The 26,976-nt window shown below is 73.3% G+C and carries 28 protein-coding genes; 14 read left to right on the plus strand and 14 right to left on the minus strand.

What is annotated here, in order from left to right; translation table 11 throughout:
• The first annotated feature begins 225 nt into the window (after positions 1-225).
• A complete protein-coding gene (locus IE252_RS10370; protein WP_190089059.1) occupies positions 226-2,334 on the plus strand; it encodes an AfsR/SARP family transcriptional regulator in 2,109 nt (702 codons plus the stop codon).
• On the opposite strand, the gene IE252_RS10375 is transcribed toward IE252_RS10370, so the two are convergent.
• Positions 2,313-3,134: a hypothetical protein gene (locus tag IE252_RS10375; RefSeq protein WP_190089060.1), complete on the minus strand. Its 822-nt coding sequence runs from the start codon at positions 3,132-3,134 to the stop codon at positions 2,313-2,315. The genes IE252_RS10370 and IE252_RS10375 overlap by 22 nt on opposite strands.
• Positions 3,135-3,276: 142 nt before the next feature.
• On the opposite strand from IE252_RS10375, the gene IE252_RS10380 reads away from it, so the two are divergent.
• Complete coding sequence (locus IE252_RS10380; RefSeq protein WP_190089061.1) at positions 3,277-4,119, plus strand: metallophosphoesterase family protein; 843 nt, start codon at positions 3,277-3,279, stop codon at positions 4,117-4,119.
• 8 nt (positions 4,120-4,127) lie between these two features.
• A complete protein-coding gene (locus tag IE252_RS10385) occupies positions 4,128-4,829 on the plus strand; it encodes a 4'-phosphopantetheinyl transferase family protein (protein WP_190089412.1) in 702 nt (233 codons plus the stop codon).
• Between the two features lie 66 nt (positions 4,830-4,895).
• Here the strand turns inward: IE252_RS10385 and IE252_RS10390 are convergent, their stop codons facing one another.
• From IE252_RS10390 to IE252_RS10400, 3 genes are all read right to left on the minus strand, one after another.
• Positions 4,896-5,639, minus strand: coding sequence for a thioesterase II family protein (locus IE252_RS10390; protein ID WP_190089062.1), 744 nt, complete (start codon positions 5,637-5,639; stop codon positions 4,896-4,898).
• Entirely contained in the window at positions 5,636-6,562 is a 927-nt protein-coding gene (locus IE252_RS10395; RefSeq protein ID WP_190089063.1) for a ketopantoate reductase family protein, read from the minus strand. The genes IE252_RS10390 and IE252_RS10395 overlap by 4 nt, the downstream gene beginning before the upstream one ends.
• Positions 6,563-6,671: 109 nt before the next feature.
• The gene (locus IE252_RS10400; protein WP_190089064.1) at positions 6,672-7,193 is read right to left on the minus strand and encodes a winged helix-turn-helix transcriptional regulator; all 522 of its coding nucleotides are present in this window, start codon (positions 7,191-7,193) and stop codon (positions 6,672-6,674) included.
• A 284-nt stretch (positions 7,194-7,477) separates the two neighbouring features.
• Between IE252_RS10400 and IE252_RS10405 the strand changes: the two genes are divergently transcribed.
• From IE252_RS10405 to IE252_RS10425, 5 genes are all read left to right on the plus strand, one after another.
• Complete coding sequence (locus tag IE252_RS10405) at positions 7,478-8,257, plus strand: hypothetical protein (RefSeq protein ID WP_373298546.1); 780 nt, start codon at positions 7,478-7,480, stop codon at positions 8,255-8,257.
• A 149-nt stretch (positions 8,258-8,406) separates the two neighbouring features.
• Positions 8,407-8,850 carry an SPW repeat protein gene (locus IE252_RS10410; RefSeq protein WP_190089065.1) on the plus strand — a complete coding sequence of 148 codons (444 nt, stop codon included), beginning with the start codon at positions 8,407-8,409 and terminating at the stop codon, positions 8,848-8,850.
• 224 nt (positions 8,851-9,074) lie between these two features.
• The gene (gene hemC, locus IE252_RS10415) at positions 9,075-10,010 is read left to right on the plus strand and encodes a hydroxymethylbilane synthase (protein ID WP_190089066.1); all 936 of its coding nucleotides are present in this window, start codon (positions 9,075-9,077) and stop codon (positions 10,008-10,010) included.
• A 209-nt stretch (positions 10,011-10,219) separates the two neighbouring features.
• Positions 10,220-11,524 (plus strand): radical SAM protein, encoded by a 1,305-nt coding sequence (locus IE252_RS10420; RefSeq protein WP_190089067.1) that lies wholly within the window; start codon positions 10,220-10,222, stop codon positions 11,522-11,524.
• A 237-nt stretch (positions 11,525-11,761) separates the two neighbouring features.
• On the plus strand, positions 11,762-12,280 hold the full coding sequence (locus IE252_RS10425) for an ATP-binding protein (protein ID WP_190089068.1): 519 nt from the start codon (positions 11,762-11,764) through the stop codon (positions 12,278-12,280).
• A 27-nt stretch (positions 12,281-12,307) separates the two neighbouring features.
• Here IE252_RS10425 and IE252_RS10430 read toward each other — a convergent pair whose 3' ends face one another.
• Positions 12,308-12,517, minus strand: coding sequence for a hypothetical protein (locus IE252_RS10430; protein WP_190089069.1), 210 nt, complete (start codon positions 12,515-12,517; stop codon positions 12,308-12,310).
• Between the two features lie 408 nt (positions 12,518-12,925).
• On the opposite strand from IE252_RS10430, the gene IE252_RS10435 reads away from it, so the two are divergent.
• The 3 genes from IE252_RS10435 (at position 12,926) to IE252_RS10445 (ending at position 14,866) form a co-directional block, all read left to right on the plus strand.
• Complete coding sequence (locus IE252_RS10435; RefSeq protein ID WP_190089070.1) at positions 12,926-13,378, plus strand: subtilase-type protease inhibitor; 453 nt, start codon at positions 12,926-12,928, stop codon at positions 13,376-13,378.
• 147 nt (positions 13,379-13,525) lie between these two features.
• Positions 13,526-14,563 carry a PHP domain-containing protein gene (locus IE252_RS10440; protein WP_190089071.1) on the plus strand — a complete coding sequence of 346 codons (1,038 nt, stop codon included), beginning with the start codon at positions 13,526-13,528 and terminating at the stop codon, positions 14,561-14,563.
• 87 nt (positions 14,564-14,650) lie between these two features.
• On the plus strand, positions 14,651-14,866 hold the full coding sequence (locus IE252_RS10445) for a hypothetical protein (protein ID WP_308434528.1): 216 nt from the start codon (positions 14,651-14,653) through the stop codon (positions 14,864-14,866).
• A 135-nt stretch (positions 14,867-15,001) separates the two neighbouring features.
• On the opposite strand, the gene IE252_RS10450 is transcribed toward IE252_RS10445, so the two are convergent.
• Complete coding sequence (locus tag IE252_RS10450) at positions 15,002-15,409, minus strand: DUF3224 domain-containing protein (RefSeq protein ID WP_190089072.1); 408 nt, start codon at positions 15,407-15,409, stop codon at positions 15,002-15,004.
• Between the two features lie 140 nt (positions 15,410-15,549).
• Between IE252_RS10450 and IE252_RS10455 the strand changes: the two genes are divergently transcribed.
• Positions 15,550-15,999, plus strand: coding sequence for a VOC family protein (locus IE252_RS10455; protein WP_190089073.1), 450 nt, complete (start codon positions 15,550-15,552; stop codon positions 15,997-15,999).
• Between the two features lie 95 nt (positions 16,000-16,094).
• Complete coding sequence (locus IE252_RS10460) at positions 16,095-18,980, plus strand: NACHT domain-containing protein (RefSeq protein ID WP_190089074.1); 2,886 nt, start codon at positions 16,095-16,097, stop codon at positions 18,978-18,980.
• Here IE252_RS10460 and IE252_RS10465 read toward each other — a convergent pair.
• Positions 18,928-19,281 carry a nuclear transport factor 2 family protein gene (locus tag IE252_RS10465; RefSeq protein ID WP_190089075.1) on the minus strand — a complete coding sequence of 118 codons (354 nt, stop codon included), beginning with the start codon at positions 19,279-19,281 and terminating at the stop codon, positions 18,928-18,930. The two genes, IE252_RS10460 and IE252_RS10465, sit on opposite strands and share 53 nt — an antisense overlap.
• A 169-nt stretch (positions 19,282-19,450) precedes the next feature.
• On the opposite strand from IE252_RS10465, the gene IE252_RS10470 reads away from it, so the two are divergent.
• On the plus strand, positions 19,451-20,956 hold the full coding sequence (locus tag IE252_RS10470; protein ID WP_190089076.1) for an SDR family oxidoreductase: 1,506 nt from the start codon (positions 19,451-19,453) through the stop codon (positions 20,954-20,956).
• 12 nt (positions 20,957-20,968) lie between these two features.
• On the opposite strand, the gene IE252_RS10475 is transcribed toward IE252_RS10470, so the two are convergent.
• The 7 genes from IE252_RS10475 to IE252_RS10505 all read right to left on the minus strand — a co-directional run bounded on the left by IE252_RS10475 (position 20,969) and on the right by IE252_RS10505 (position 26,865).
• A complete protein-coding gene (locus IE252_RS10475; RefSeq protein WP_190089077.1) occupies positions 20,969-21,514 on the minus strand; it encodes a DUF2165 domain-containing protein in 546 nt (181 codons plus the stop codon).
• A gap of 44 nt (positions 21,515-21,558) precedes the next feature.
• Positions 21,559-22,026 carry a hypothetical protein gene (locus tag IE252_RS10480; protein WP_190089078.1) on the minus strand — a complete coding sequence of 156 codons (468 nt, stop codon included), beginning with the start codon at positions 22,024-22,026 and terminating at the stop codon, positions 21,559-21,561.
• A 132-nt stretch (positions 22,027-22,158) separates the two neighbouring features.
• Positions 22,159-22,656, minus strand: a complete 498-nt coding sequence (locus IE252_RS10485) for a peptidylprolyl isomerase (RefSeq protein ID WP_190089079.1) — start codon at positions 22,654-22,656, stop codon at positions 22,159-22,161.
• A 142-nt stretch (positions 22,657-22,798) separates the two neighbouring features.
• A complete protein-coding gene (locus tag IE252_RS10490; RefSeq protein WP_229848195.1) occupies positions 22,799-23,125 on the minus strand; it encodes a hypothetical protein in 327 nt (108 codons plus the stop codon).
• 81 nt (positions 23,126-23,206) lie between these two features.
• A complete protein-coding gene (locus tag IE252_RS10495) occupies positions 23,207-25,453 on the minus strand; it encodes a tetratricopeptide repeat protein (protein WP_190089080.1) in 2,247 nt (748 codons plus the stop codon).
• Entirely contained in the window at positions 25,453-26,136 is a 684-nt protein-coding gene (locus IE252_RS10500; protein ID WP_190089081.1) for a hypothetical protein, read from the minus strand. Before IE252_RS10500 ends, IE252_RS10495 begins: the two co-directional genes overlap by 1 nt.
• A gap of 90 nt (positions 26,137-26,226) precedes the next feature.
• The gene (locus IE252_RS10505; RefSeq protein WP_190089082.1) at positions 26,227-26,865 is read right to left on the minus strand and encodes a hypothetical protein; all 639 of its coding nucleotides are present in this window, start codon (positions 26,863-26,865) and stop codon (positions 26,227-26,229) included.
• Between the last annotated feature and the right edge of the window lie 111 nt (positions 26,866-26,976).

Below are 26,976 nucleotides of genomic sequence, written 5' to 3' on the forward strand. Positions count from 1 at the left end.
AGAAAGCCTCCCTCACCGCCCGTATGGCGGACAGCCTCCATACGGCGGCGAGGCGGTCCGGATTCCGCGACGGGGCGCGCGTGCGCACACTGAAGCGGTGGAGTCCGGCGGCGCGGGAGGCGGACACTCCCCTCTCACCGCGTCTGACCAGCGCGGCCCGGCGGACCCAGCCGTGAGCGTACGAACGGATCAGACCCGTCCGACGGGACGGGCAAGGGGGGAACGATGAGTACGGCTCAACTGGTAGACCACAAGCGGGAGTACAGCGGAGCGGCGGGCGAGCCGGCCCGCTCCGGCCATCTGCCGGGTCCGGACGGCGCGGCGGGCGGGGAGCCGCGCACCGGAGTCCTGGACGCCGCCGAGGGGCGGCGGCTAACGATGGCGCACCAGCTGCTGGGGGAGCCCGCGCGGGCGCTGGAGGTCCACCGGCGCACCGAACTCACCGGCGCCGCGACCCAGGACGAGATCGGGGCGCTGGCGTGGGCCGCCGCCGCGTACTGCGCGCACGGTGAACTGCGCCGGGCGCAGGCGTCGGTGCGCCGCGCGCTTGCGGCGCTCACCCACTGCGGCGACTCGGGCGCGCAGGCGGTCACCCACGCGGTGGCCGCGGTGGTGGCGGCCTGCGACGGACGGGGGGCGGTGGCCGAGCACCACCGGGAGCTTGCGGGGGAGACGGCGTGCGGATCGGGGGATCCCGCGCTCGTCCTGCTGGTGCGCACCTGCGCCGCGCAGGAGCGCATCGAGCAGGGCGAGGCCCGCCGCGTCCTCGCCGGGCTCGACACGGCGCTCTCCGCGCTCGGCCCGGACGACGAGCGGACCGAGCCGCCGGAGCTCCTGCTGGCCGCCGGGTGTCTGCGCGGCTGCGCCCACCTGGCGCTCGGCGAACTCGACTACGCCGCCGCCGAGTTCGGCCGGGCGCTGGCGGGCTACCAGCGCCTCGGCGAGACCACCGGGCACGCGGCGCTCGGCGCCCGGGCGCTGCTCGGGCTCGGCGACGTCCACCGCGAGCGCGGGGCGCTCGGCCCCGCGCGGGCCGCCTACCAGGAGGCGGTGGTGCGCAGCGAGCAGTGCGGCGACCGGCAGGTCCTCGCGGCGGCGCTCACCGGGCTCGCCCTGGCGCGCGGCGCCGAGGAGCCGCGTGCCGCGGCCCTGCTGGCCCGGCGCGCGGTCGGCCAGTGCGCGGGCCGGACCCGGATCCGGGCGCTGATCGCGGCGGGCTGGGTGGCGCTCGCCGACGAACGGCCGGAAATCGCGGCCGAGGCGGCCCGCCAGGCGGCGGGCGAACCCGGCGCCCAGGCCTGCCGCCCGGTCTTCGCCGAGCTCCTGGAGCTGGAGGCGATGTGCACCCGCGAACCCCGTGTACGGGACCGGCTCCTCGAAGACGCCCAGGCGATGTGGACCGCCGCGCGCCGGCCCGTGGCGGTGGCGCGGGTGGCCGCCGCCCGCGCCCTGCTGTCCGGAGCGGGCGGCCCGGAACTGCGCGAAGCGGTCGCCAGACTGCGGCAGTCGGGCGTGCGCGAACGCGCGGCGGACGCGGCCGGGCTGCTCAACCGGGCGACCGCGCCGCTGCGGCCCTCGGCGGCCGTACGGGTCCTGGGCGGCTTCCAGGTCCTGCGCGACGGCGTCCCGGTGGGACCCGAGGAGTGGCAGTCCAAGAAGGCCCGCGACCTGCTCAAACTCCTGGTCGCCCGGCGCGGGTTGCCCACTCCGCGGGAGGTCGTGGTGGAGGCGCTGTGGCCCGAGGAGGACCCGGCCCGGTGCGCCAACCGGCTCTCGGTGGCGCTGTCGATCCTGCGCCTGGTGCTCGACCCGGAACGCCGCCTCGCGCAGGACCACTTCATCGCCGCGGACAAGCACGTCATCGGTATCGCCCGGCTCCGCGTCGACGTCCGGGACTTCCTGGCCGCCGCCCGCCACGCCCTGGCGCTCGCCGACCGCTCCGGCGGCCACGCCTATGCGGCGCTGGTCGACGCCGAACGGCTCTACCGGGGCGACGTGCTGGAGGACGAGCCGTACGCGGAGTGGGCGGTCGCCCTGCGCGAGGAGGCCCAGGCGGTCCACGCGGAGCTGCTGGCCCGGCTCGCCACGGCGGCGGCCGAGCGGGGGGACCACCACGCCGAGGTCCACTTCCGGCTGCGCCTGCTCGAGCGCGACCCGTACGACGAGGAGACCCATCTCGCCCTGATCGCCCTGCTCGCGTCGGCGGGCCGGCACGGCGAGGCCCGGCGCCGCCATGTGCTCTACGTCGAGCGGATGCTGGAGATCGACGTGGAGCCCTCCCCGTTCCCCCGCCCGGGCCGGCGCGCCCCGGCTCAGCGCGGGCGGGACCGATAGAGCCGGGCGTGGTAGCGGCCCGCGCTCTCCAGACCGGCCGGGTCGTGGCCCGCGAGGACGGCCTGCTCGATCGCGCTGTCGCGCTCGGCCGGTCCGGTGAACAGGCGCTGCCGGTAGGCCCGCGCGGCGTCCGACACGGTGACCAGGCCGTGCGCGGCGAGCGCCGAGGCCACCGGCTCGTACGAGACGGTGCGCAGGGCGAACGCGCTCACCCACACCGGCTGCCGTGCACACCCCAGCAGCGCGTCGAAGGTGCGGTGGGTGATGTAGCTGATGCCTCCGGTGACCGTGATCAGACCGGTGCGCGCGACGGCCCGGCGCAGCGGTGCGCTCGGCGGGGCGTGCTCCAGGTTCTCGGCGTACGCCTCGTCGAGCAGCCCGACCGCGAGCGCGTAGCCGACGGCGCGCCGCGCCGCGTCCAGACCGACGACCGGGCTCGCGTCGGCCCGGCGCCGGGAGGCGTAGAACGCCCGGTCGTACGCGATGAGTTCGCCCGTCGAGAGGTCCGCCACGGCCGGGCCGGTGTAGTGCGCGTACAGCTCGGCGAGGGTGAGGTGGTGGTTGAGGAGCGCCGCGTTGATCCCGTACGAGCAGCACAGGTCGAGCACTGTGACCGGGCCGCCCGGGCCGCAGGCGGCGGCCCGGGCGGCCCGGTCGTGCCGGAAGACCTCCTGCGCGTGATGCGGGATCTCGTACTCCAGCGGGGCGAGCCGGCGGAAGTAGGCGCGGGGGTCGGGGGCGTCGTAGATCTCGTCGAAGCGGGTCTTGCCCGGCGACGCGTGGAGCGGTCCTCGGCTCATCGGGGCGTACCTCCGCGGACAGGGGGCGGGTGTGGGGCGGATGAACCTCTATCGGACGCGTGGAGTACGCCGGTAGGCCGCCCGGCCCGAACCGGCCATCGGGGTCCGGGCCGGGGGAAGGGCGTCGTAGGGTGTGATCACCATGAGTCTCTTTGCCATCAGTGACCTGCATGTCGGCCACGCGGAGAACCGCGCGATCGTGGACGCGTTGCGTCCGGACGCGGCCGAGGACTGGCTGATCGTCGCCGGGGACGTGGGGGAGAAGGCGGACGGCGTGCTCCGGGCGATGGAGCAGCTGGCGGACCGGTTCTCCACCGTCGTCTGGGCGCCCGGCAACCACGAGCTGTGGACGCCGCCCGCAGACCCGGTGCAACTGCGCGGCGAGGCCCGCTACCAGTATCTGGTCGAGCGGCTGCGCGAGCTCGGCGTGGCCACGCCCGAGGACCCCTACCTCCAGTGGCCGGGCCCCGACGGACCGGTCGTCGTCGCGCCCCTCTTCGTCCTGTACGACTACACGTTCCGCCCCGAGGGCGCGCACACCAAGGAGGAGGCGCTGGCCGTCGCGCACGGCACCGGTGTGGTGTGCATGGACGAGCATCTGCTGCACCCTGACCCGTACCCCACCCGCGACGCGTGGTGCCGGGCGCGGCTCGCGTACACCCGCTCGCGGCTGGACGCCGTCGACCCGGCGCTGCCGACCGTGCTGGTCAACCACTTCCCGCTGGTGCGCCAACCGACCCGGATCCTGCGCCACCCGGAGTTCGCCCAGTGGTGCGGCACCGAGGCCACCGCCGACTGGCACGTGCGCTACCGGGCCGCGGCCGTCGTCTACGGGCATCTGCACATCCCGCGCGCCATCGACGTCGACGGGGTGCCGCACCTGGAGGTGTCGCTCGGCTACCCCCGGGAGTGGGGCAAGCGGTCGGCGCCGCCGCAGGGGCTCTGCCGCATCCTGCCCGCACCGGACTCGGTGCGCCGGTGGTGACCCGCGCGCTGCTCGAAGGGCTGCTCCCGGCCCATGTGGTGGTGGCGGAGCTGTTCGCCGACCCGCCGACGGTCGAGCTGTTCCCGCAGGAGGCCGAGCTGGTGGCCAAGGCCGTCGACAAGCGGCGGCGCGAGTTCGCCACCGTACGGCTGTGCGCGCGCACCGCGCTGGCCCAGCTCGGGCACGCGCCCGGCCCGATCCTGCCCACCCGCGAGGGCCCGGCCTGGGCGCAGCGCGCCCCGCGCTGGCCGGACGGCGTCGTCGGCAGCATGACGCACTGCGACGGCTACCGCGCGGCGGCCGTCGCCTCCACCTCGGCGATCGCCTCGGTCGGCGTGGACGCCGAGCCCAACGCGCCGGTCCCCGACGGGGTACGGGAGATGGTCACCCGGCCCGAGGAGCGCGTCACCCTGGACCGGCTCGCCGCCTCGCATCCGGCCGTGGCCTGGGACCGGCTGCTGTTCAGCGCCAAGGAGAGCGTCTTCAAGGCGTGGTTCCCGCTGACCGGCCGCTGGCTGGACTTCGGCGACTGCGTGATCACCCCCGACCCCGAGAGCGGCACCTTCACGGGGGCGTTGCAGGTGCCCGGCCCGGTGGTGGACGGCGTCCGGGTGGACGTGTTCAGGGGGCGGTGGCGCACGGTGGAGGGGGAGAACGGGGGTCTTGTGGCCACCGGTGTGGTGGTGGGGCGGGAGGGCGCCGGGGGATGAGCGCGGGGGCGAGCCGTGCTCGTACGCCTCACGCGCCCGCCCCTCAGTCGCCCCCGCGCCCGCCCTTTACGACCCGGTCATTGCCGCGATGTGGTCGCGGATCTCCTGTGCCACGGCGGGCAGATGGGCGTCCAGGAAGAAGTGGCCGCCGGTGAAGACCCGCATCCGGAACGACGCCGAGGTATGCCGCTCCCAGTGGGTCACGTCGTCGGGGTCGACCACCGGGTCGGCGTCCCCGCACAGGGCCACGACCGGACAGGCCAGCGACCGGCCGGGCTCGGGGAAGTGGGTTTCCAGGGCCCGGTAGTCGCCGCGCAGCGCGGGCAGGACCATACGCAGCAGGCCCTCCTCCGCGAGCAGTTGGGCGTCCGTCCCGGAGAGCTCCATGAGGTGGCGGACCAGTTCGCCGTCGTCCGCCAGGTGGAGCCGGCGGGGGATGGGGACGGAGGGCGCCGCGCGGCCCGACGCGAACAGGCCGAGCGGCCGGACGCCCTTCTCCTCCAGCCGCAGCGCGACCTCGTACGCGACGGAGGAGCCCATGCTGTGGCCGAAGAGCGTGAGCGGGCGGTCGGTCCACGGCATCAGCTCGTCGGTGAGGCGCTCGACGAGGGTGCCCATGTCGTCGATCGGGCGCTCGGCCAGCCGGTCCTGCCGCCCGGGGTACTGCATCGCCAGCACGTCCACGTCCGGCGACAGCGCCTTGGAGGCGGCGAAGAAGGACGTGGCCGAGCCGCCCGCGTGCGGGAAGAAGACGACGCGGGTCGGGGCCTGGGGGGCGGGGTGGTACCGCTTGATCCAGGGGTTGTTCACCGCTGCGCCCCCACCCGGTGCTGGTGCACCCGCAGGTGCAGGGTGGCCAGGTCGAGCAGCGGCGTGGGCACCGAGAGCGCGCGGGCGCGTGCGGTCAGGTCGCCGAAGACGTGCTCCACCTCGGTGGGGAAGCCGGACACCACGTCGCGGTACATGGAGGACGCGAAGGCGGAGCCGGTCTGGGTGACCAGGGAGGTGGTGAGGGCCTGTTCGCTCTCGGGAACGGGGAAACCGGCCGCGGCCGACACCGCGGCGCCCTCGGCGAGGACCGCCGGGCCGATGCCGGAGCCGCCGGGAACGGCGTTGACGTCGCCGACCTCGCCGCGCATCAGACAGGTCACGGTGGACAGGGTCGTGATGAAGACCCACTTGTGCCACATCGAGGCGACGATGTCGGGCGACACGCTCGCGTCGATGCCCGCCCCGGCCAGCACGGCGCGGATCTCCTCGGTCCGGGGCGAGGCGCCGCCGTCCTGCTCGCCGAGGGCGAGGACCGCCAGCGGGGCCAGCCGGACGATGTCGCCCTCGTCGCTGAGCGTCGTGATGACCTTGGCCACGCCGCCGAGGACCCGCTCCTTGCCGAAGCGGGCGTTGAGCACGTCGAGGTGGCGTATGCCGTTGAGCAGCGGCACGATCGCGGTGTCCGGGCCGACCGCCGGGGCGAGGTCCTCGACGGCCTGCTCCAGGGCGGTGGACTTCACCGACAGCAGCACGAGGTCGTACGGCTCGGCGAGCTCGTCGGCGGTGACCAGGCGGGGGTCGAGCACCTCGTCCTCGCCCGAGCCCGTCAGCCGCAGCCCCCGCTCGCGCAGTGCGGCGGCGCGCCGTGGTCGTACCAGGAACGTGACGTCGCGGCCCGCGCGGGCGAGCAGGGCGCCGAAGTAGCCTCCGGTGGCTCCTGCGCCGACGACCAGGATCTTCATGTGCGTACACCTTTCGTCGTGAACATCGTCGTGCGAGAGGTTGAAGCGAAGGGTTTCTCGGCCGGTTTTTCGGCCAAGGTTTCTCGATCGGGTTTTTCCGGCGCTTTTTTCAGCCGCGCAGTGGTTGGAGCAGGCGGTGCGGGCGGCTCAGGGCCACCGTCACCGGGTCGTCGTCCTCGTCGCCCGAGCCGAGGCCGGGCCCTGGCGTGACGAGGATGTCGCGCACCTCGACGGCCGCGTCGCAGCGGGTGCACCGCCCGTCGGCGGCGATCGGCGCGTCGTCGGCGGCGTGCCGGAAGATCCGGCGCGGGCCGCCCGTCGCGTAGTGCTCGTCGCCCCAGACCGTGAGCGCGCGCACCGCGGGCCACAGCGACACGCCCTTCGGCGTCAGTTCGTACACCTCGCGCCGCCCGGTGCCCGGCACCCGGGCGAGGACGTCCGCCCCGGTGAGGGTGGTGAGCCGGTCGGTGAGGACGGCGCGCGGGACCCCGAGGTGGGCCGCGAAGTCGCCGAAGCGGCGCACCCCGTAGAACGCGTCCCGCACGATCAGCAGCGTCCAGCGCTCGCCGACGATCTCCAGGGAGCGGGCGAGGGAGCAGGACTGGCCGGTGTAGTCGCGGGGCAGCGTCACGGGGCCGACCCTAACCGAGAACAGTTCGGTGAGTGAACCAAAATCTTTGAACGTCCTCCACCGCATGGTTACCTTGGTGTGGACCCCCGTGTGCGGCGTGTGTTCGACCTGGTGCACGATCTGGGGGTACGTGGGGAGCTACGCGCCGATTGTCTTGACCGCTGGCGCTGGCAGCGTGAGGGGTTGATCAAGCAGTGTTCCGAGTTGCCGACGGCCGTCGTGACGGCGTCGAGAGCGGGCACGTCGGTGGGGCCGAGGGGGCCGGTGCGCCGCCCGTGCCGCCCGTGACCGGTGGTGGGGGCCGTCGGCAACGGGCCGACCCGCTGCTCCGGTTCGTTCGTTTCCTCGTGCGCACCCTGCGCGGCGAGTTCCAGGGCATCGTCGTGGACCCCGTACGGCAACTGGTCAACCGGGGTCTGCGCGGGCTCTTCCTCGGGGTGCTCGCCTGTGTCGCGGTGACCGTCTTCCACGCCATCCATGTGACCCGGGCGGGCGCGGTGGTGGTCCGGCTGACCGGCGAGGTCAAGGCCGATCTGCCGCTGTGGCTGGCGCTGCTGCGCACCCCCATCTCGCTCTTCGTCCCGGCCCTCGACCTGCCGGTCTGGGCGGGCCTGACCCAGCTGTTCCTCGGGTTCGCCCTCGCGGAACTCGCGCTCGGCCGGACCCGGACGCTGGTGATCGCGTACGTGACGACGCTCGCCGGGACGCTCAGCGCGCGCGTGATGATCGCGCTCGGCCCCGGCACCTGGGGCGGCCTCGGGCTGCCTCCGGAGATCGGGCAGGTGCTGGACACCGGCCCGTCCGCGGCCGTGGTGGGTCTGTTCACGTATCTCTCGGTGGTCCGGCGGGCCCCGATCGTGTTCGCGCTGACCGGCGGCTCGATGCTGTTCGAGGCGATGGTGAAGCCCAATCTGGCCGGCCGCGAGCATCTCATAGCGGTGGGCATGGCGATCGTGCTCGGTCTGCTGCACGGCCGCGTCGACTGGGGCCCGGCGGCGCTGCGCCGCAGGGTGTCGCGCTGGCGCAATCGCCGCGCGATGGCGGCCGTCGAGGCCACCGCGTAGGCATTTCTACACAGAACGCCCGAAAGTTCTGTAGATATCGGATAGCCGTTCAATCTGCATATAAAGGCCAGATAAGAGCACACTGGAATCGCGACCGGATGTCGCATCGGGGCCAACAGACTTGCAGGCATCAGAAGGAGGCGAGTCACATGGCCGACGTCTCTCACCGACCAGGTGACATATCCGGGCACCCTGACGTATCGGAGATGCGGGACAGGTACGCGGCGATGCTGGAGACCCGAGGGGTCGCGGCGGTCGAGGAACTCGTGATCCTCGCCGGAATCTACGCGGCCATCTCCGGCTGGACCGTGCACTTCTCCGGCGCGCTGCCGACGCTCGCCCTGACCAACCTGATCGTCGGCATCGCTCTCGCGGTGGTGGGCCTGTGCATGTCCGTCATCCCGGAGCGGTCGCAGGACCTGAACTTCGTGGCCCTGCTGTTGGGCGCCTGGCTGATCGTCGCTCCGTGGGTGGTCGCCCGCCACCCCGGTACCGGAGCAGTCCTGAGCAACGTCATCACCGGCGGTGCGGTGTGTCTGTTCGCGCTGGTCGCGGGCGGCATGCTGATGAGCAAGAACAGAAGGGCGACCTGATCCACGGCGGCTGCCCGCACAGCCGCCCGCCCCAGGGCCCCCGCCCGCGCGAGCCGCGGCCGGGGGCCCGTCCCGTCCGCCGCGGGGGCGCGTCGGCAGCTTTCCCTATCTGCTGATCGTCGCCGACCGCGTCCGGGTGCCGAGTCAACTCCCTTGGCGTACAAAGGTGCTGAGGTGACGGGGCGGTGTGCGCGAGATGCGGGCGGCCCCCATATCGTGGTCGCATGTCTACTCCCGAGTTGATCCGGATCGTCTCGCGTGACTCGCCCATGGCGCTCGCCCAAGTGGAACGCGTACGCGCCGAACTCGCGGCCCTCCACCCCGGCGTCGCCACCGAGGTCGTCCCGGTCAAGACGACCGGCGACAAGTGGATGGGCGACCTCTCGCTGGTCGAGGGGAAGGGCGCGTTCACCAAGGAGGTGGACGCCGCGCTGCTCGCGGGCGAGGCCGACCTCGCCGTGCACTGCGTGAAGGACGTGCCCGCCGACCGCCCGCTGCCCGCCGGAACCGTCTTCGCCGCCTTCCTCAAACGCGACGACATCCGCGACGCCCTGATCCACCCCGGCGGCCGCACCCTCGACGAGCTGCCCGCCGGCACCCGTATCGGCACCTCCTCGGTCCGCCGCATCGCCCAACTGGCCGCTTCCCACCCCGACCTGCACTGCGTCCCGATGCGCGGCAACGCCAACCGCCGTCTGGAGAAGCTGGCCGCGGGCGACGCCGACGCGCTGCTGCTCGCCGTCTCGGGCCTGGAGCGCATCGGCCGTACGGACGTGATCACCGAGGTGCTCTCCCCGGAGGTGATGTGCCCGCCGATCGGCGCGGGCATCCTCGCCCTCCAGTGCCGCGAGGGCGACCGCGAGCTGATCGACCTGGTGAGCGACCTGGGCGACCCCGACGCCCACCGCGAGGCCACGGCCGAGCGGATGTTCCTCCACGTCCTCCAGGGCCACTGCAACAGCCCGATCGCCGGATACGCCCGCGCGTCCCGCAACGGCGACCTCTCGCTGCGCGCCTGTGTGTTCACCCCCGACGGGAAGACCGTGCTCAACGCCCACGAGTGGGCGGGCCCGCTCGACCCGGCCACCCTGGGCACCTCGGTCGCGGTCACGCTGCTGCGCCAGGGAGCCCGCGAGCTGATCGACTCGATCGCGCACTGAGACCCCACTGAGACCGTACCGGCCCGGGTGCCTAGGCCTTTGGGATGAGGAGAAGCGCGACCGCAGACCGATCCGCCGAAGATCGTCCCGCCGATAGCATGGGCGCTCGCTCGCCGGCTTCGTCGTCGATGCCCAGTCCATCGGCGAAGCCGGCGAGAGCGTAGGTTCAGTAGGACAGGAAAGCGACTGGACCGGAGGACGTCAGCAACATGCTCAGCAGCCGTACCGATGAGGTCGAATCATTGATGGCGCGGTTCCCCGGGGTGCCCAGGGAAGCCGTGATCAAGGAAGATCTGCTGCGCGGAGGTGTGGCCTTCGACGACTCGGCGCTCAGCGACAACGAGTCCGGCGAGGTCAAGCCGAAGTCGTACTTCATCTTCTCGTTCGACCACCGCACCCTGCCGGAGCTGGGCGCCGCCGCGCTGCGCCGCCCGCCGGAGGAGATCGTGCTGACCGGGGGACCGTACGAGCTGCGCCGCACGGTCGTGTCGGTGCGGGTCAACCCGGCGTCCCCGTACCGGGTCGCCGCCGACGACCACGGCATGCTCGGCCTCTACCTGGACGGCAAGCGGATCTCGGACGTGGGGCTGCCGCCGATGCCGGAGTACTACCGGCACAAGCTGTCGAACGGCAAGTCCGTGATGGAGGTGGCCCCGACGATCCAGTGGGGGTATCTGATCTACCTCACGGTGTTCCGGGTGTGCCAGTACTTCGGCGCCAAGCAGGAGTGCCAGTACTGCGACATCAACCACAACTGGCGTCAGCACAAGGCGGCCGGGCGCCCCTACACCGGCGTCAAGCCGGTCGAGGAGATCCTCGAAGCGCTGGAGATCATCGACCGGTACGACACCGCCAAGGCGTCCACCGCGTACACCCTCACCGGCGGCGCGATCACCTCGCACGTCGGCGGGCGCGACGAGGCCGACTTCTACGGGATGTACGCCAAGGCGATCGAGGAGCGCTTCCCCGGCCGCTGGACGGGCAAGGTCGTCGCCCAGGCGCTGCCCAAGGAGGATGTGCAGCGCTTCCACGACTACGGCGTGCGGATCTACCATCCCAACTACGAGGTGTGGGACCGGCGGCTGTTCGAGCTGTACTGCCCGGGCAAGGAGGAGTACGTCGGCCGGGACGAGTGGCACCGGCGCATCCTCGACTCGGCGGAGATCTTCGGGCCGCGCAACGTGATCCCCAACTTCGTCGCCGGTGTGGAGATGGCCGAGCCCTTCGGGTTCACCACCGTCGACGAGGCGATCGACTCCACGGTCGAGGGGCTGCACTACTTCATGTCGCGCGGCATCACCCCGCGCTTCACGACCTGGTGCCCCGAGCCGACCACCCCGCTGGGCAAGGCCAACCCGCAGGGCGCGCCGCTGGAGTACCACATCCGCCTCCTGGAGGCCTACCGGGCGACGATGGACGAGTACGGCCTGACCTCCCCGCCCGGATACGGGCCGGCGGGGCCGGGGAACGCGGTGTTCTCGGTGAGCTCCTTCATGGACAGCCTGTCGGTCTAGCCATGGTTTACTATTCATCTATATGCGGGTCGCGCTGAACCGCCCGCCCCTGAACGAGCCCCGGCAGGTCTCCCCCGTCCTGCCGGGGCTCTTTTTTGCCTGTGTTGCGCGTTCACCCGGATGGGGTCACGCTGATGGCGTTCCCGCTGTATCTGAGTGACTACTTTCCGCTTACTCGGGGCTGTCATTGTCAAAGCGGCGGCCGGTCCGCCGGCCGCTCTGATGAGGAGCGCAGTCGTGGGCGTGGTCGTGGATGTGAACCGTCAGTACACCCTGGATCTCGAAGCCGCCCCCGAGCGGGTGCCGCAGATCCGCCGGATCGTCGCCGCACACCTTCGGTACTGGAAGCTGGAGTGTCTGATCCAGCCGGTCAGCCTCGGGGTGTGCGAGCTGCTCACCAACGTCTTCCGGCACACCGAGGGCGACAAGCGCTGCACGCTCGAACTGCGCTGGACCGGCCGCCGTCTGACCGCGGCCGTCCTCGACCACGACCCCCGGCTGCCCGTCCTCGGCGGCGGCGAGCCGCTGGCCGCCCGTGGCCGGGGCCTGGCCATGGTGGCCTCGCTCAGCGACAGCTGGGGCACGCACGCCACGGCCGACGGCAAGGCCGTCTGGTTCACGCTGCGGGCCGAGGCGCCCGACGCGCAGACCCTGGTCCGGGTGAGCCCGCTGCGGGCGCTGCCCGAGGCGCAGCGGCCGCCCGCCGCGGTCACCCGCCGCCCGCTGGTCCCGCTGGCCGCGTTCGCGCGCGGATAGCGGGCGGTACGGCACCGGCGCCCTGCTTCACGGCACTTCGCGCAGGAACAGGGCGCCGCAGGTGTGGCAGAACGGCCGCGCCTGCTCGGTGCCCCAGGCGTCGGACGGCAACTGGCTCTGGTTCATGTCGAGGTCGCGGCCGCACATGGACATGCTCTGGCCGGTGCGGACCATGTGCCACTCCTTGAGTGTGCTGCCGCCGGGCTCGGTCATCTCGGCGACGATGTGGTGTTCCATCGTGTCCTGCTCCTTCGTGTGGGGCCAGGGCGCCGGGCGGGCCGGGTGCGGCGAGCGTGGCACCGGTCCCACTCTGAGGCCCGCCCGGGGTGCGCGCACGTCCGGCGGCCCGGGCGGCGCAGGTGGCGGGCGTGATCGTGGCCCGCATATGAAATCTCAGCGAAACCTCTCTATTCAAGATTCAATGTTCTCGTTGCTTTAGAAACCAAAGCAGAGGCGGCTTTGCGCCTTATTCTCTACGGGCGTCCATCAGTCCGCCCGACCGTTCGGATGGCTGTGGCCTGCGACTTTCAGCGATCGGGGCGTGGCGGAGTGTGACCGGATTTGTATACGGCGGTCAGCGGCACTCCCGGGACTGGACAAGACTCTGGCTCGTTCATCGGTCTCTGAATGACAGGAGTGTTCGATATGCGTAAGACGCTTGGGCGTACGACTCTGGTGGCCGCGCTGGCGCTCGTCGGCGCAGCGGTTGCCGTACCGGGTGCGGCCGGCGCCGATCAGCACGACACCCGGGGTGCCGCGATGAGCCTCTACCCGCCGTCCGCGCTAGTCCTCACCGTGGCGCCGGGCACCGGCGACGACGGTGCGTCCGTCCTGCGCGCGGTGACGCTCAGCTGCGCGCCCACCGCCTCCGGCACGCACCCGGCCGCCAAGCGGGCCTGCTCGGAGCTCGCCCGCAACCAGGGCGACTTCGCCGCCATCACGGCCGGTCCGCCGCTCGGCGCGGTGTGCACCAAGGAGTGGAATCCGATGACCGTCACGGCCGACGGCGTCTGGGACGGCCAGCGGGTCTCCTACAAGCACACCTTCGGCAACCCCTGTGAGAAGCAGGCGGGCCAGGGCGTCGTGTTCAACTTCTGACCGACGAGCACGCTTCGTCGCCCGCACGCGACAGCACGAACGGCGGGGCACCCCGAGCGGGGGGCCCCGCCGCCGCGTCGCCCGGCCCCCGTACCGGAGGCGCGCGGCGGCGGGCCGACGGACAATGGGGGGCGGTCGGAGGTGGCGATGGATCCGGTGACGGCGCTGCGGCGCATCGCGTTCCTGCTGGAGCGCACACGGGCCCCCACGTACCGCATCCGGGCGTTCCGTACGGCCGCCGCCGCGGTCGAGGGGATGCCGGGCGGCGAGGTCGAGAAGCGGGTGGCCGCCGGGTCGCTGGAGTCGGTCAAGGGGGTCGGCCCCAAGACGGCCCAGGTGGTGCGCGAGGCCCTGGCCGGGGAACTGCCCCAGTACCTGCGGCGGTTGGAGGAGGAAGGCGCCTCCGCGCCCCTCGCCGAGGGCGGCGACGAACTGCGCGCGGCCCTGCGCGGCGACTGCCATCTGCACTCCGACTGGTCCGACGGCGGTAGCCCCATCGAGGAGATGGGGTGGGCGGGGGCCGAGCTCGGCCACGAGTGGGCGGTGCTCACCGACCACTCGCCCCGGCTGACGGTCGCCAACGGCCTGTCCCCGGAGCGCCTGCGCAGACAACTGGAGGTGGTGGCGGAGGCGAACGAGCGCTGGGCGCCCTTCCGGCTGCTCACCGGCATCGAGTGCGACATCCTGGAGGACGGCTCGCTCGACCAGGAGGAGGAACTCCTGGCACAGCTCGACGTCGTGGTGGTGTCGGTCCACTCCAAGCTGCGCATGGACGCCCCCGCGATGACACGCCGCATGGTCGCGGCCGTCCGCAACCCGCACGCCGACGTGCTGGGGCACTGCACCGGGCGGCTGGTGACCGGGGAGCGGGGCAAGCGGCCCGAGTCGGCTTTCGACGCGGACGAGGTCTTCGCCGCCTGCGCCGAGTCGGACACCGCCGTCGAGATCAACAGCCGTCCCGAACGCCTGGATCCGCCGCGCAGGCTGCTGCGGCGCGCGGTCGACGCGGGCGTCCTCTTCTCCATCGACACCGACGCGCACGCCCCCGGCCAGCTGGACTGGCAAGTCTTCGGGTGCGTACGGGCCGAGGAGTGCGGGGTCCCGGCCGAGCGCGTCATCACGACGTGGACCGAGGAGGAACTGCTGGCCTGGACGCGCGAGGGCAGGACACCGGCACAGGGGTGACGCGCCCTGCGCGTCCAGGGCATCGGCTTCTCGGGTGAGGCTGGGCCGCGGCCGTGTCCATCGGCGGCGTCGGCCGGTTGTCAGGGCGTGATCTCAACACGACGTATCGCCACAGTCCTCGCCCTCGCCGCCGGAGTCTCGGGCCTCGGTGCGTCCGCGGCGAGCGCCGCGGGCCCGGTCGGAGCCAAGCCGACCGACATCTCCCCGATCACCGTGCTCGACGAGCTGGTGACGAGCTCGGTCCCGGCGGAGCACCGCAGCGAGCTGCCCACCCTGAAGGCCCAGCTCAGCCAGTTGAGTTGAACAAGGTGAACGACCTCAACCAGCTCCACCAGGTCACCGACCCGGTCGCCCCGATCACCGGCCTGCTGCCCTCCGTGGGCTAGGAGAGTCGCGGGTACGGAACGGGGGCGCCCGGCACCCCCGTTCCGCACGGCATCAGTCGATCTCGAAGTCGAACCAGATGCGATGCGTGCCGTCGGCGTCGATCGCCAGGCCGCCCGAGCCGGAGATCCCGGTGAGGGCGCCCGTCCCGCTGGACGGCACGATGACGCAGAACTCGCTCTCGCGGCCCGCGCCCAGCGTGGTCGCCGAATGCGCGAAGTTGAAGGTGCCCCGCCGGTCGTGGAGCGAGCCCTCGAAGGACTCCATCGCGACGTACGTGCCGGTGGCCGCGGTCTGGTCGTACGCGGCGGTGAACAGGGTGGAGGAGCGCCCCGCGACCTCGCCCTCGTAGTGCTTCTCCATGGTGGCGACGCCGACCGGTAGCCCCGTCTCGACGGCCGGGGTGGGGACGAGCGCCGTGGGGGTGAACCCGGTGACCTTGAATGTGCCGGAAGCTCTCATCGCGGGATCGTAAGCCACCGTCCCGGCGACCGGGGCCCGTTCGGCCCGTGCCCCGACCGGCGGTCCCCCGGACGGGGCACGACAATGAGGGCGCCGCACCCCGTACGCCCACGCGGGCGTCCGACCACCGGGAGACCCGTATGGCAGTCCACTGGAAACTCGTCGTCGACTGCGCCGAGCCGCTGAGCCTCGCCGACTTCTGGGCCGAGGCCCTCGGCTACGAGGTGGAGGACCACACCGTCCTCATCGAGCGGCTGCTCGCCGCGGGCGCCGTCACCGACGAGCTGTACACGGTGGTCGACGGCCGCAAGGCCTGGCGGACCCTGGCCGCCGTACGCCACCCCGACGACCCCGTCGAGGCCGCCTCCGGCATGGGCCTCGGCCGCCGTCTGCTCTTCCAGCGCGTCCCCGAGCCCAAGCGGGTCAAGAACCGCCTCCACATGGACCTGCACTTCGGCCCCGAACACCGCGAGGCGGAGGTCAAGCGCCTTGAGGGCCTGGGCGCGAGCGTGCTCCAGGTCGTCGTCGAGCCCGGCACCAACCACGTGGTGATGGCCGACCCCGAGGGTAACGAGTTCTGCGTGCAGTAGCCGCACGTTCGTGGTGCCGCGCCCGGTTCCGTCCCGGCCGTCCGCTGGGACAATGGCGCGCACGAACGGGGTCCGCCTGACGGGGGGCGCGCGTGATGCGGTACTGGCGGCGCGGTATCTGGGTGGGGGCGGTGCTGGCCACCGGGGCGGTCGTCGCCGTGGCGGTGCGCGAGCGCAGCCTCAGCAGCACCGGCTCGCTCGTCTCGGTGCTCGGCTTCCTCGTCTCCATGGCCGGACTGGTCGCCAACACGCTCAGCACCGCCCCCGGCGAGCGCTCCCCGGACGAGCACCTGGAGCACGCCGCCGACGCGCTGGCCGAGGCGGTGCGGCTGCACTGGCAGGCGGAGTGGCGGCTGCGCAGGCTCCAGGACCCCCGGCCGCTGCCGGTGCGCTGGACCACGGCGGACCCCTGGCTCGCGGACGCGCCCGAGAACATCGGGGGCGGCGGGGACGCCCGGTTCGACGGCGTACTGGACGACATCGCCCGGGTGTTCGCCCGCGTCCCGGCCCGGCGGCTCGTGGTGCTCGGCGCACCCGGCAGCGGCAAGACCGTCCTCGCCGTCCGCTTCGCCCTCGACCTCCTGGAGCGCCGCGACACCGGCGACCCGGTGCCGGTGATCTTCCCGCTCGCCACCTGGCAGTCCGACAGCACCGAGTTGTACGCCTGGCTCTCGGCCCGGCTCGCGGAAGGGTATCCGGCGCTCGGCTCCATCCAGCGGTCCGGGGCCCCGCTGGCGGCGGAGCTCCTGGAGGCCGGGCAGGTCCTGCCCGTACTCGACGGCCTCGACGAACTCGCCCCGCCCCTGCGCACGGAGGCCGTCCGCCGCCTCAACTCCGCGCTGGACGAGGGCAGTCCGCTGCTGCTGACCTGCCGCAGCGAGATCTACGCCCAAGTCGTCGCCGACGGCGACGTGTTCACGGCGGCGGCGGTCGTCGAGCTCCAGCCGCTCGCCTTCGAGGAGGCCGCCGACTTCCTGCGGCGCACCGCGAGACCCGTGCGCGGCCCGGCGGGGGAGCGCACCACCGCCTGGGACCCGGTGCTCGCCCGGACGCTGCCCGGGGATCCCGTGCGCCAGGTGCTCGCCTCGCCGCTGATGGTGGCGATGGCCAGGGCTGTCTACGGCGAGTCCGGGAACGACCCGGCCGAGCTGCTGCGGCGCCCGGAGTTCGCCGATCCGACGGCCCTGGAGGAGTATCTGCTCGACGCCTTCGTGCCCGCCGCCTTCGCCGGGTCCGCGCGCTGGGACACCGGGCGCGCGGTGCACTGGCTGCGCTTCCTCGCCCGCCGGCTGGAACACCGCGACACCCGCGACCTCGCCTGGTGGGAGCTGCACACCGCACTGCCCCGGCCACTGCCGCGCCTGGGCCCGCTGCTGCTGCTCGGACTGCTCGCGGAGGCCGTCTGCCTGCTGCTGTGGGCGCTCGGCCAGGACCCCGCGCTGCCCGCGGTGACCGCCGCCACGGTGGCCGGGGTCTGCGCCGGATACGCCGCGCGGAGCCGCCCGCGACGGCGGTTCGTGCTGCCGCTGCTGTACGCGCTGCCGCTCAGCCTCGCCGTGGGGCTCACCCGGCCGCTCAGCCAGGATCCGTACTTCGCGGTGCCGTTCGCGGGCATGCCACGGGCGCTCGGCTGGCTCGCCGTGGGCGGGCTGTACGGCCTGGTGATCGCCACCGGGCTCGCGGCCATCGGCCTGCCGACGTCGCCGCTGCCGTCGACGATGCCGTTCTTCGGCCGCCGCCGGCGCGGACCGCGCGGGCGCTGGTCGCGCAGGGCGGGCGCCGGGCTGCTCACCGCCGCCGGGGTGCTGCTCGTCGGCGCCGGGTTCCTGCCGGACGCACCGCTGCTCGCCGCACTCGCGGCGGTGGTCGCGGGCGCCCTGACGGCGTACCTCGTACGCGGCGAGTCCGGCGTGGTGGCCAAGGGCGGGCCGCGCGACCCCGCCGGCCGGGCGCGCCGCCTGGGCCGGGCGATGGCCCACGGCCTCGCCGTCGGCCTGCTCGCGGGGCTGAGCCTGGGGGCCGTCTTCACCCTGGCCGAAGGGGGTACGGCGGCGGCGCGCGCCGCGCTTCGCGCCGACTTCCCCGTCCCCGGGCCCGTGCGGCACGCCCCGGACGGCTCGCGTTACGTCGACGCGGCGGACGGCACCCGCTACGGCCTGCGCGCGCACGGCCGCACCTATGTCGTGCTGCCCGAGCCGGTCCACGGCACGCTGATCGAGCACGGCGGCACGCGTGCGTTCGCGCTGCCCGCCGACGTGAGCGACCTGGACCTGTGTGCCCCACCGGCCCGCTGCACGGCGGTCGACCAGCGGCTCGCGATCTCCGCGCACGACTACCGGCCCGACGGCGAGGTCTTCACCGTCCGGCTCACCGACGGCCGCGACCTCGACTCGTACGACCTCTCACCGCTCCTCGACCGCGCCCGGGGCGAGTGGGTGACCCGGCAGAGCCCGGGCGCGATCCTGCGCAGCGCGGTGATCTTCGGGCTCGCGGGCGGCCTCGGCCTCGGGATCGTCGGCGGGATCGCGGCCGGGCTGCACCGGTGGCTGGGGGCGCCCGTCGACGTCACCCGCAGCCTCAGCCCCTCGGCGAGCCTGCGCACCGACCGGGGCACCGCGCTCGCCCGCGCGCTGTTCACCTATCTGGCCGCCGTCCTCGCGGGCAGCGCCCTGCCGCGCCTGCTCGGCCTGCCGGACGCGGCGAGCATCGGTGCGTACGCGCTGATCCCCACCGGCGTCGTCACGGTGGCGATGTCGGCGTGGGGGCGCCTCGCCGTGGCCCGGCTGTGGCTGTGCGGGCGCGGCGCCCTGCCCTGGCGGCTGATGGCCTTCCTCGGCGAGGCCCACCGCCTGGGCGTGCTGCGCCAGGCGGGCGCGGTCTACCAGTTCCGGCACGCACGCCTGCAGGAACGGCTCTCCTCGCCTCCCGCTACTCGTCCCAGGCCTGCACCAGGGTGTGTTCGACGATCTTCCCGTCCTTGAGCGACATCATCGAGTTGGCCAGCACCCGTACGCCGTCGGGGTACTCGCAGGACTCGGTGAAGGCGACGCTGTCGCCCTGGACCACGCACTGCTCCAGCTTGTGCGTCATCTCCCGGCTGTAGACGTCGTCGAGCATCTTGGAGATCTCGCCCTGGCCGTGCATGACCATCGGGTGGCTCGGCTGGGTGTTGCGGTCGACGACACGGATCTCCGCGTCGTCCGCGTAGAGCGACAGCAGGGCCTTCGCGTCGTGGCCCTCAATGGCGCGGCGCAGCGTCTCGGTGTCGAAAGCGGTGCCCATGATGACCTCCTTCAGAAGGTCGCGGCCCGCGCCTCGCAGGCCGCGAGGGGCCTACGCTTCGAGCCTCCTCTCCCCGGACGCGGACGGCAAACCGTGTGGTGTCGTGCCGCCCGGAAGCGGCGCCCGCGGGAGATCGTTGCCCGAAGGCACGGCGAGCGGCGGAGGCGGTATGAAGAGCGACGGCACCCCGGAACTCGTCCTGGTGACCGGCGCGACCGGCTACATCGGCGGCCGTCTTGTGCCCGAGCTCCTCGACGCGGGCTACCGGGTGCGCTGTCTGGCCCGTACGCCGCGCAAGCTGCGCGACCACCCGTGGGCCGGGCGCGTGGAGACCGTGCGCGGCGACGTGACCGACGCGGAGTCGGTCGGGGCGGCGCTGCGGGACGTGGACGTGGCGTACTACCTGGTCCACTCGCTCGGCGCCGGTCCCGGCTTCGAGGAGACCGACCGCTCGGCCGCCCGGATCTTCGCCGAGCAGGCCGCGGCGGCCGGGGTCCGCCGGATCGTCTACCTCGGCGGCCTCACCCCCGAGGGCGTGCCGGAGGAGGACCTGTCGCCGCACCTGCGCTCGCGCGCCGAGGTCGGCCGGATCCTCCTCGGCTCGGCCGTGCCGACGACCGTGCTGCGCGCCGCCGTCATCATCGGCTCGGGATCGGCCTCGTTCGAAATACTGCGCCATCTGACCGAGCGGCTCCCGGTGATGATCACCCCGAGCTGGCTGGGCAACCGGACCCAGCCGATCGCCGTACGGGACGTGCTGCGCTACCTCGTCGGCAGCGCCCGGATGCCCGCCGACGTCAACCGGACGTTCGACATCGGCGGCCCCGAGGTGTTCACGTACGAGCAGATGATGCACCGGTACGCGGCGGTGGCGCGGCTCTCGCACCGGCTGATCCTGAAGGTGCCGATGCTGCCGCCACGGCTCTCCAGCCAGTGGATCGGCCTGGTCACACCGGTGCCCAGCGCGCTGGCGCGGCCGCTCGCGGAGTCGCTGCGGCACGAGGTGGTCTGCCACGAGCACGACATCGCGCGGTACGTGCCGGACCCGCCCGGCACGCCGATCGGCTTCGACGAGGCGATCGAGCTCGCCCTGCGCCGGATCAAGGAGGCCAACGTGGCCACCCGCTGGTCCTCGGCCGCGCTCCCCGGCGCCCCCAGCGACCCGCTGCCCACCGACCCCGACTGGGCGGGCGGCAGCCTCTACACCGACCGCCGCGAGCGGGTCGTGGACGTGTCGCCGGAGGCCCTGTGGCAGGTCATCGAGGGCATCGGCGGGGAGAACGGCTGGTACTCCTTCCCGCTCGCCTGGGCCGTGCGCGGCTGGCTGGACCGGCTGACCGGGGGAGTGGGCCTGCGCCGGGGCCGCCGGGACGCCGCACGGCTGCGGGTGGGGGACTCGCTGGACTTCTGGCGCGTGGAGGAGATCACCCGGCCGCACCTGCTGCGCCTGCGCGCCGAGATGCGGCTGCCGGGTCTCGCCTGGCTGGAGATGTACGCGGAGCGCGAGCCCGACGGCCGCACCCGCTACCGCCAGCGCGCCCTGTTCCATCCGCAGGGGCTGCTCGGGCACGCGTACTGGTGGAGCGTGTCGCCGTTCCACGCCGTGGTGTTCGGTGGCATGGCGCGGAACATCACCCGGGCGGCGGCGCGGGCGCAGGAGCGGGCGGCGGGCTGACGCCCGGCCGGGTCAGACGCGCTCCTCGACTCCGGGGAGGTGCACGACGAGCAGGGTGAACGCGGCCAGCATGAAGTCGCGCGTCGCCGCGTCCAGGCCGTTCCACGCCTTGGACTGCCACATCGCGAACCACTCGCCCCCGACGGCGATGAACCCGGCGCCGAAGAGCAGCATCACCATCAGCAGCCCCACCGTGCTCAGCCGCCGCGCCCGCGCGAACCCGCCGCCCCGCAGCGCCCGCGCCCAGACGACCCCCGCCGCCACGAGCACCAGCGCGGCGACCGTCTCCCAGACGATGATCAGTACGTACGCGATGTCCTGGAGCGTCGTCGAATCGACGGACCGCCACATCAGGTCCGGGTCCTTGAACGTGGTGTCCATGGCCAGGACGTGGTGGACGAAGGCGCGGTTGGTGTCGAAGTCGGTGATGTTCCCGAACGCCACAAGTGCCATGTAGAGAGCGACGGTTGAGGTGAGGAGGGCGGCGGCGAGGGGCAGTACGGGGAGCGCGCCCGCCCGTCGGCGGAGGGAGGACCTGGTCCGGGGCCTTGAGATCATGCCGGACTCTTTCCGGCGGGGTCACCGGTGAAACCCGCCGCCGATCAGGCGGTTGCGGGCGAGTCCGCGATCGCGGTGATCATGAGGTCGGCCGGTCGGACGGTGTACGCCACGTCGGCGGCGGTGCCGTCGCCCCACTTCTGGGAGACGACGACGTGCGACCCGTCCGCGCCCACGGAAGCGAACGTCCAGGTGGAGGGGATGTTCGGGGCGCGGAACACCGGGTCCTGGCCGGTGTGCGCGGCGGCCCACGCGTCGAGAGTCTGGTTGAGCTCCTTGGTGAGGAACCTGGTCCGCACCTCGGCCGGGGTCGCGTCCTCGGTCGTGCCGAGGCGCGCGTTGCGGTAGGCGGTGAAGAACGCCTCGACCTGGTCCTGCGACGCCTGGGCGGGCGAGGGGGCCACCGCGGTCACCGGAGCGGGGTCGGCGGCGACGGGCCCGGCGCACAGGAGGCCGAGCAGCGCTGCGGCCGCCGCGACACCGGCGGCCTGGATGCGCGTACGAATGATCATGCCGTCGAGTCAAACACCGATCGCGCGGGACCGGGATCGCCCACTCGGGTGGCGCCGAACGGCGCCGAGGGGCTCACGCAGGACGTGTGCCCCTCGGACCGCCGTCGGCGGACAGCAGACGGAAGGAGACCGTCAGAGCTGGCCGGACTCGGAGATGGTGATCTTCGCCGCGGTCTTGCCGCTCTGCGAGCCGAGGCTCTCGATCTTCTTCACGAGCTTCATGCTGTCCTCGTCCGCGACCTCGCCGAAGACGACGTGCTTGCCGTCCAGCCAGCCGGTGACGATGGTGGTGATGAAGAACTGCGAGCCGTTGCTGTTCGGGCCGGCGTTGGCCATGGACAGCAGGCCCGGGCGGTCGTGCTTGAGCGTGAAGTTCTCGTCGGCGAACTTCTCGCCGTAGATGCTCTTGCCGCCGGTGCCGTTGCCCCGGGTGAAGTCGCCGCCCTGGAGCATGAACTCGGGGATCACGCGGTGGAAGGAGGAGCCGGCGTAGCCGAAGCCCTTCTCGCCCGTGGCGAGCGCGCGGAAGTTCTCCGCCGTCTTCGGAACCACGTCGTCGAACAGGTTGAAGTTGATCCGCCCGGCGGGCTCGTCATTGATGGTGATGTCGAAGTAGACCTTGGTCGTCATGCCCCCATCCTGACATCCCGTCCGGCAAACCCGCGCTCCGGGCACCCTTTCCGGGGGTTCGCGCGCCGATCCGGGCGTGCTCGGCCGCCCAGGTCAGCGGTGGCGCCGGGGTCGGATCGGCGGCCCGCGGCTGCCGTCCGCGTCAGCCGTCGGGGTTGGCCTCCCAGCAGGTGAGCTCCATCTCGTCGAGGTACGCCTCGTGCGTCTTGCCGGTCAGATGCGCGTTCGACTCGATGCCGACCGCCGTCCACCCGGCGATGCTCATGACGAGCACCCGCAGCCCGTCGGAGCCGTGCTTCGCCAGCACCTCGTCGGCCACCCGCAGCGCCTCCTCGGGCACCCGCTCCGGGGGTTCGAGGCCGACGACCGTCCTCAGCAGGTCGATCGTGACGCGGGTGATCTCCGGCGCGATGGCCCTCAGCCGCCGCTCCTCGTCCTTGTCCACACGCCCCTCCTCGCCGGTGAGCACAGCGGAACGATAGGGCCATTCCCGGCGAGCCGGACGGACAAGCCAACTCACCGAGTAGCGCGGTTGGATTGAGCCGCCAAGTCAGCGGGGCCGCGACCCGAGCGCGCTCCGCCGCCGGTCGGCCGCATCGGCCGCCCCGACGTCTCCTGCCTCCCGGCTGAGCCGGGCGTAGGAGTCCAGCACCTGGGCGTACGGCTGCTCGTACGCCGCCGCGTCCTGCCCGTGCAGCCGCTCGTACGCGTCGACCGCCAGCGCGCAGGCCGCGAGCGCGTCCGGGTTGTCGGGGCGCGTCCCGTCGTACAGCCCGCCCGCGAGGCGGTGCAGCGCGCCGGCCGCCGTGGCCAGCCGCTCCACCGGCGTCCGCTCGTCCTCGACCGCGATCCGCAGCCAGCGCAGACAGCCGCCGAGGTCGTCGTGGTCGTTCATGGCCACCTGCGCGATCCGCAGCACCGCCTCGATGTGACCGGCCCGGGCGGCGGCGGTCCACCAGCGCTCGGCCCCGGCCCGGTCGCCCTTCTCGTCCAGGAGGCAGGCCAACTGGTACGCGCAGAGCGCCTCGCCCGAGTCGGCGGCCCGGACGAGCGCGTAGCCGAAGCCGCTCTCGGTCGGCATGTGGGAGCCGGTGAAGTCCTCCGGGTCGCCGAGCCGCCCGGCGGCCTGCCGCCACCAGCGCTCGGCCTCGTCGATGCGGCCGCTCCGGGCCAGGAGCACCCCGAAGTAGTAGGCGCCCTGGCTGTTGCCGCGCTCGGCGGACTCGCGCCACCAGCGCTCGGCCTCCTTGAGATCACCGGCCTCGTGCCGCAGGAAGCCGATGTGGACGGCGGCCCCCGCGTTGCCCGCCTCGGCCGCGCGGACCCACAACGCCTCGGCCTCGGCGGTGCGTCCCTGCCGGTTGAGCAGGACCGCGAGGTTCTGGGCCGCGTTGGGCTGCCCGTTGTCGGCGGCGAGCTTCCACAGCGTCTCGGCCTGGGCGTCGTCGCCCCGTCCGGCCATGATCGCGCCGAGCCCGTCGACCGCCGTCCAGTCGCCCTCGTCCATGGCCTGCCGGTACCACCGCTCGGCCCGGTCCGTGTCGCCGCGCTGGAGCGCCGCCACGCCCAGGTTGTTGTAGGCCGCCGGGAACCGGTGCTCGGCCGCGACCTCGTACCACCGCTCCGCGCCCGCCAGGTCGCCCTGCTCGTGCAGCAGCTTGCCGAGCGCGAAGGCGCCGTGGCCGCTGCTCGCCCCGGCCGCCGCCCGGTAGGCGTCCGCCGCTTCTCGCATCCGGCCCGCCGCCAGGTGCCGGTCGCCCTCCTCCCGGTGGCGCAGGCCCTCGCGGGGCTCCGGCTCCGGGGCGGGGCGCGGGCGGCCGCGCATGATGCTCGCGCCGTCGGACGAGACATGGGCCGCGATCTCGAAGCGCCGGGTCTCGCCGTCCTGCCCGTCAGGGCCGTCAGGGGCGGCCGGATTCCAGTGGTCGGGGAAGAGCTCGTGCACGGGCGTGCTGGTACGGCCGCCGCCCGGATGGTGGGTCGCCGTACCGCTGGTGGCGGTGACGGTCAGGTCCCAACTCGGGCTGTACGTACGGCCGCCGCACACGATCTCGGCCTCCAGCCGCCAGTGCACCCAGTACCCGGACGCGGTGACCGGGGCGAGGACGAGCCGCAGGCTCGCGCCGCCGGACACGGTTCGCGGGAGCGGGGGCGTGTCGTCGTCGACGGGAGCCACGGCAGCCGGGCCGTCGTCGAGCCGCACCTCGAAGTCCGGGCGCTCCAGCGGCTCGAACGCCTCCACCGAGCGCTGGATCGACTCCAGCAGGTCGGGGCTGTACACCATGTCCGGCATCCGCCGGTGGGCCATGCTGATGCCGTCCGCGACGAGCGAGGCGTGCCGGGTCGCCCGCGCCCGAAGGCGTACGAGGGTGACGTCGGACGGGCCGTCGGCGGTCAGCGCGAACACCAGGTTGTGGCCGGTGAGCGGGATGTGGACGCCTTCGCCGCCCGGTCCGGAGCCGGGCGGCCCCATCACGGCGAGGTGCGTGCGCGTCGTCACGTCCACCGTGTACGGCACGTCGTCGGGGAGGCCGTTCACGGGCACCGCCCGGACGGGCCGCTGCATCGCGTACACCGCCGCGCCGCCCCGGTCGGGTTCGGGCCGGGCGGCCGGGGAGGGACGCGGGGGCGGCGCCGTCCGCCGCAGGGCCGCCGTCCCCGACACGGCGGACACCGCGACGACGGCCGCCCACGCGGGCCAGGCGTGGACGCCGCCCGCGAGTAGCACCGCGCCGCCCAGGACGAGCGGGACCAGGGTGGTCAGGGCCGCGCCGCGCAGCGCGGGTGCCGTCGCCATCAGACGGCCGGGCGGGCGTGTCGGGCGGCGGTCCGGAAGGGGTGTCCGTCGAGGTCGACGCGGACGCTCCCGGTCCGGCCCGCGCAGGACCAGTCCAGCCACAGCACCCACTGGACGTCCCCGGCCTCGGTCCTGACCTCCAGGTCCAGCACCTCCACCTCGTCCTGGCCCACCTGGTACGGGAAGTCGCTGGCGGCGAGCGGGCGTACGCGCGGCGGCTCGGCGTCGAGCAGCACCTCGAACCGCCGCACGGGGACCTCCGCCGCGTGCCGGGACAGGTCGCCGGAGCGGTCCGCCCGCGCGAGCACCTCGACGCGCAGGTCCGTCAGCACCACGGGCAGCGGCCCGGCCCCGGTGGCGACCACCCGGACGGTGTGCCCGCTGGCCGGAACCTCGACGACCCGGGTGCCGTCGTCGAGCACCACGTAGTCCTGGTTCCTGACGCGCGTCGAGACGAGGACCGGGACCTCGGTGCCGGAGTCCTGCTGGGCCCTGCGCCGTGCCAGCCGGTCGCTGAACTGCCGGGGCAGGTCCTGGCTCAGATACGCGGCGGCGGCTGCGGCCGCCACCCCGCCGGACCACGACAGGGCTCCGCCCGGCGCCCAGATCAGCAGTGCGGCGACCGCGCCCGCTCCCGCGCCCCCGATCAGCCAGGCGCGACCGCGCGCCCCCCGTATCGCCATCGCACCCCGTCCCGGACAGTCCCTGCGGATCCGCCCGCACAAGGTAGCCGTCGAACGAACGTCGTGTCAGACACTCGGTGATTCAACCGCTCAGTGATTCAACTCCGCCCTGACGTCCGCGACTTGGGGTCCGGTTTCCTTGGTGGGAATGCTCCAGCGGTCGGCGGAGTCCGTTCCGTCGGTGTAGATGAGCTTGCCGCCCTTGGCCTGGGCGGCGGTGAGGTCGAAGACCTTGGCGCGCAGCTGGTGTGTGTCGGGCTCGATGACGCCCGAGTGCTGGTACTTGCCGAGCGCGACCCGCGACGCGTTGCCCATGCCCTCCGCGATCAGCGTGCCGTTCGGCGCGATCCAGTACCAGCCGCCGCCCTTGGCGAGCGTGGTCTCGGCGGCCGGGTTGGCGCTGAGCGACTTCTCGTCCATGGCCACGACGGCGAACGTGCCGTACTTCGAGGTCTGTCCGCCCGCGTCCTTCAGATACACGACGGTCGTCGGCGTGATCTCCAGGATGCCCACGGTGTTGGCGCCCACCGTCCGCGACGGCTCGCCCAACGCCTGGGCGACGGCACCGGGCGAGGGGTCGGTACCGGCGTTGCCGGGTGCGTCGGTGGGCGGGGGCGTGGGCGCCTGGGTGGTCGGCGACTTGGCGCCGGAGTCGTTGTCGCTCTGACAGGCCGTCAGGGCGAGGCAGGCGACGACGGCAGTAGTGGCTGCGAGCAGGGACTTGCGCATGGATTCCCCCCGGAGGTCTGGTACGCACAGTGACCGTACCGATACACACCGGGCCCGAGGGGCGCGGTCACCGAACCGGGACGAAGGGGAACCGCGACGGTGAAGAAGTCC

The organism is Streptomyces melanogenes, from assembly GCF_014649795.1.
Lineage (GTDB): Bacteria > Actinomycetota > Actinomycetes > Streptomycetales > Streptomycetaceae > Streptomyces > Streptomyces noboritoensis.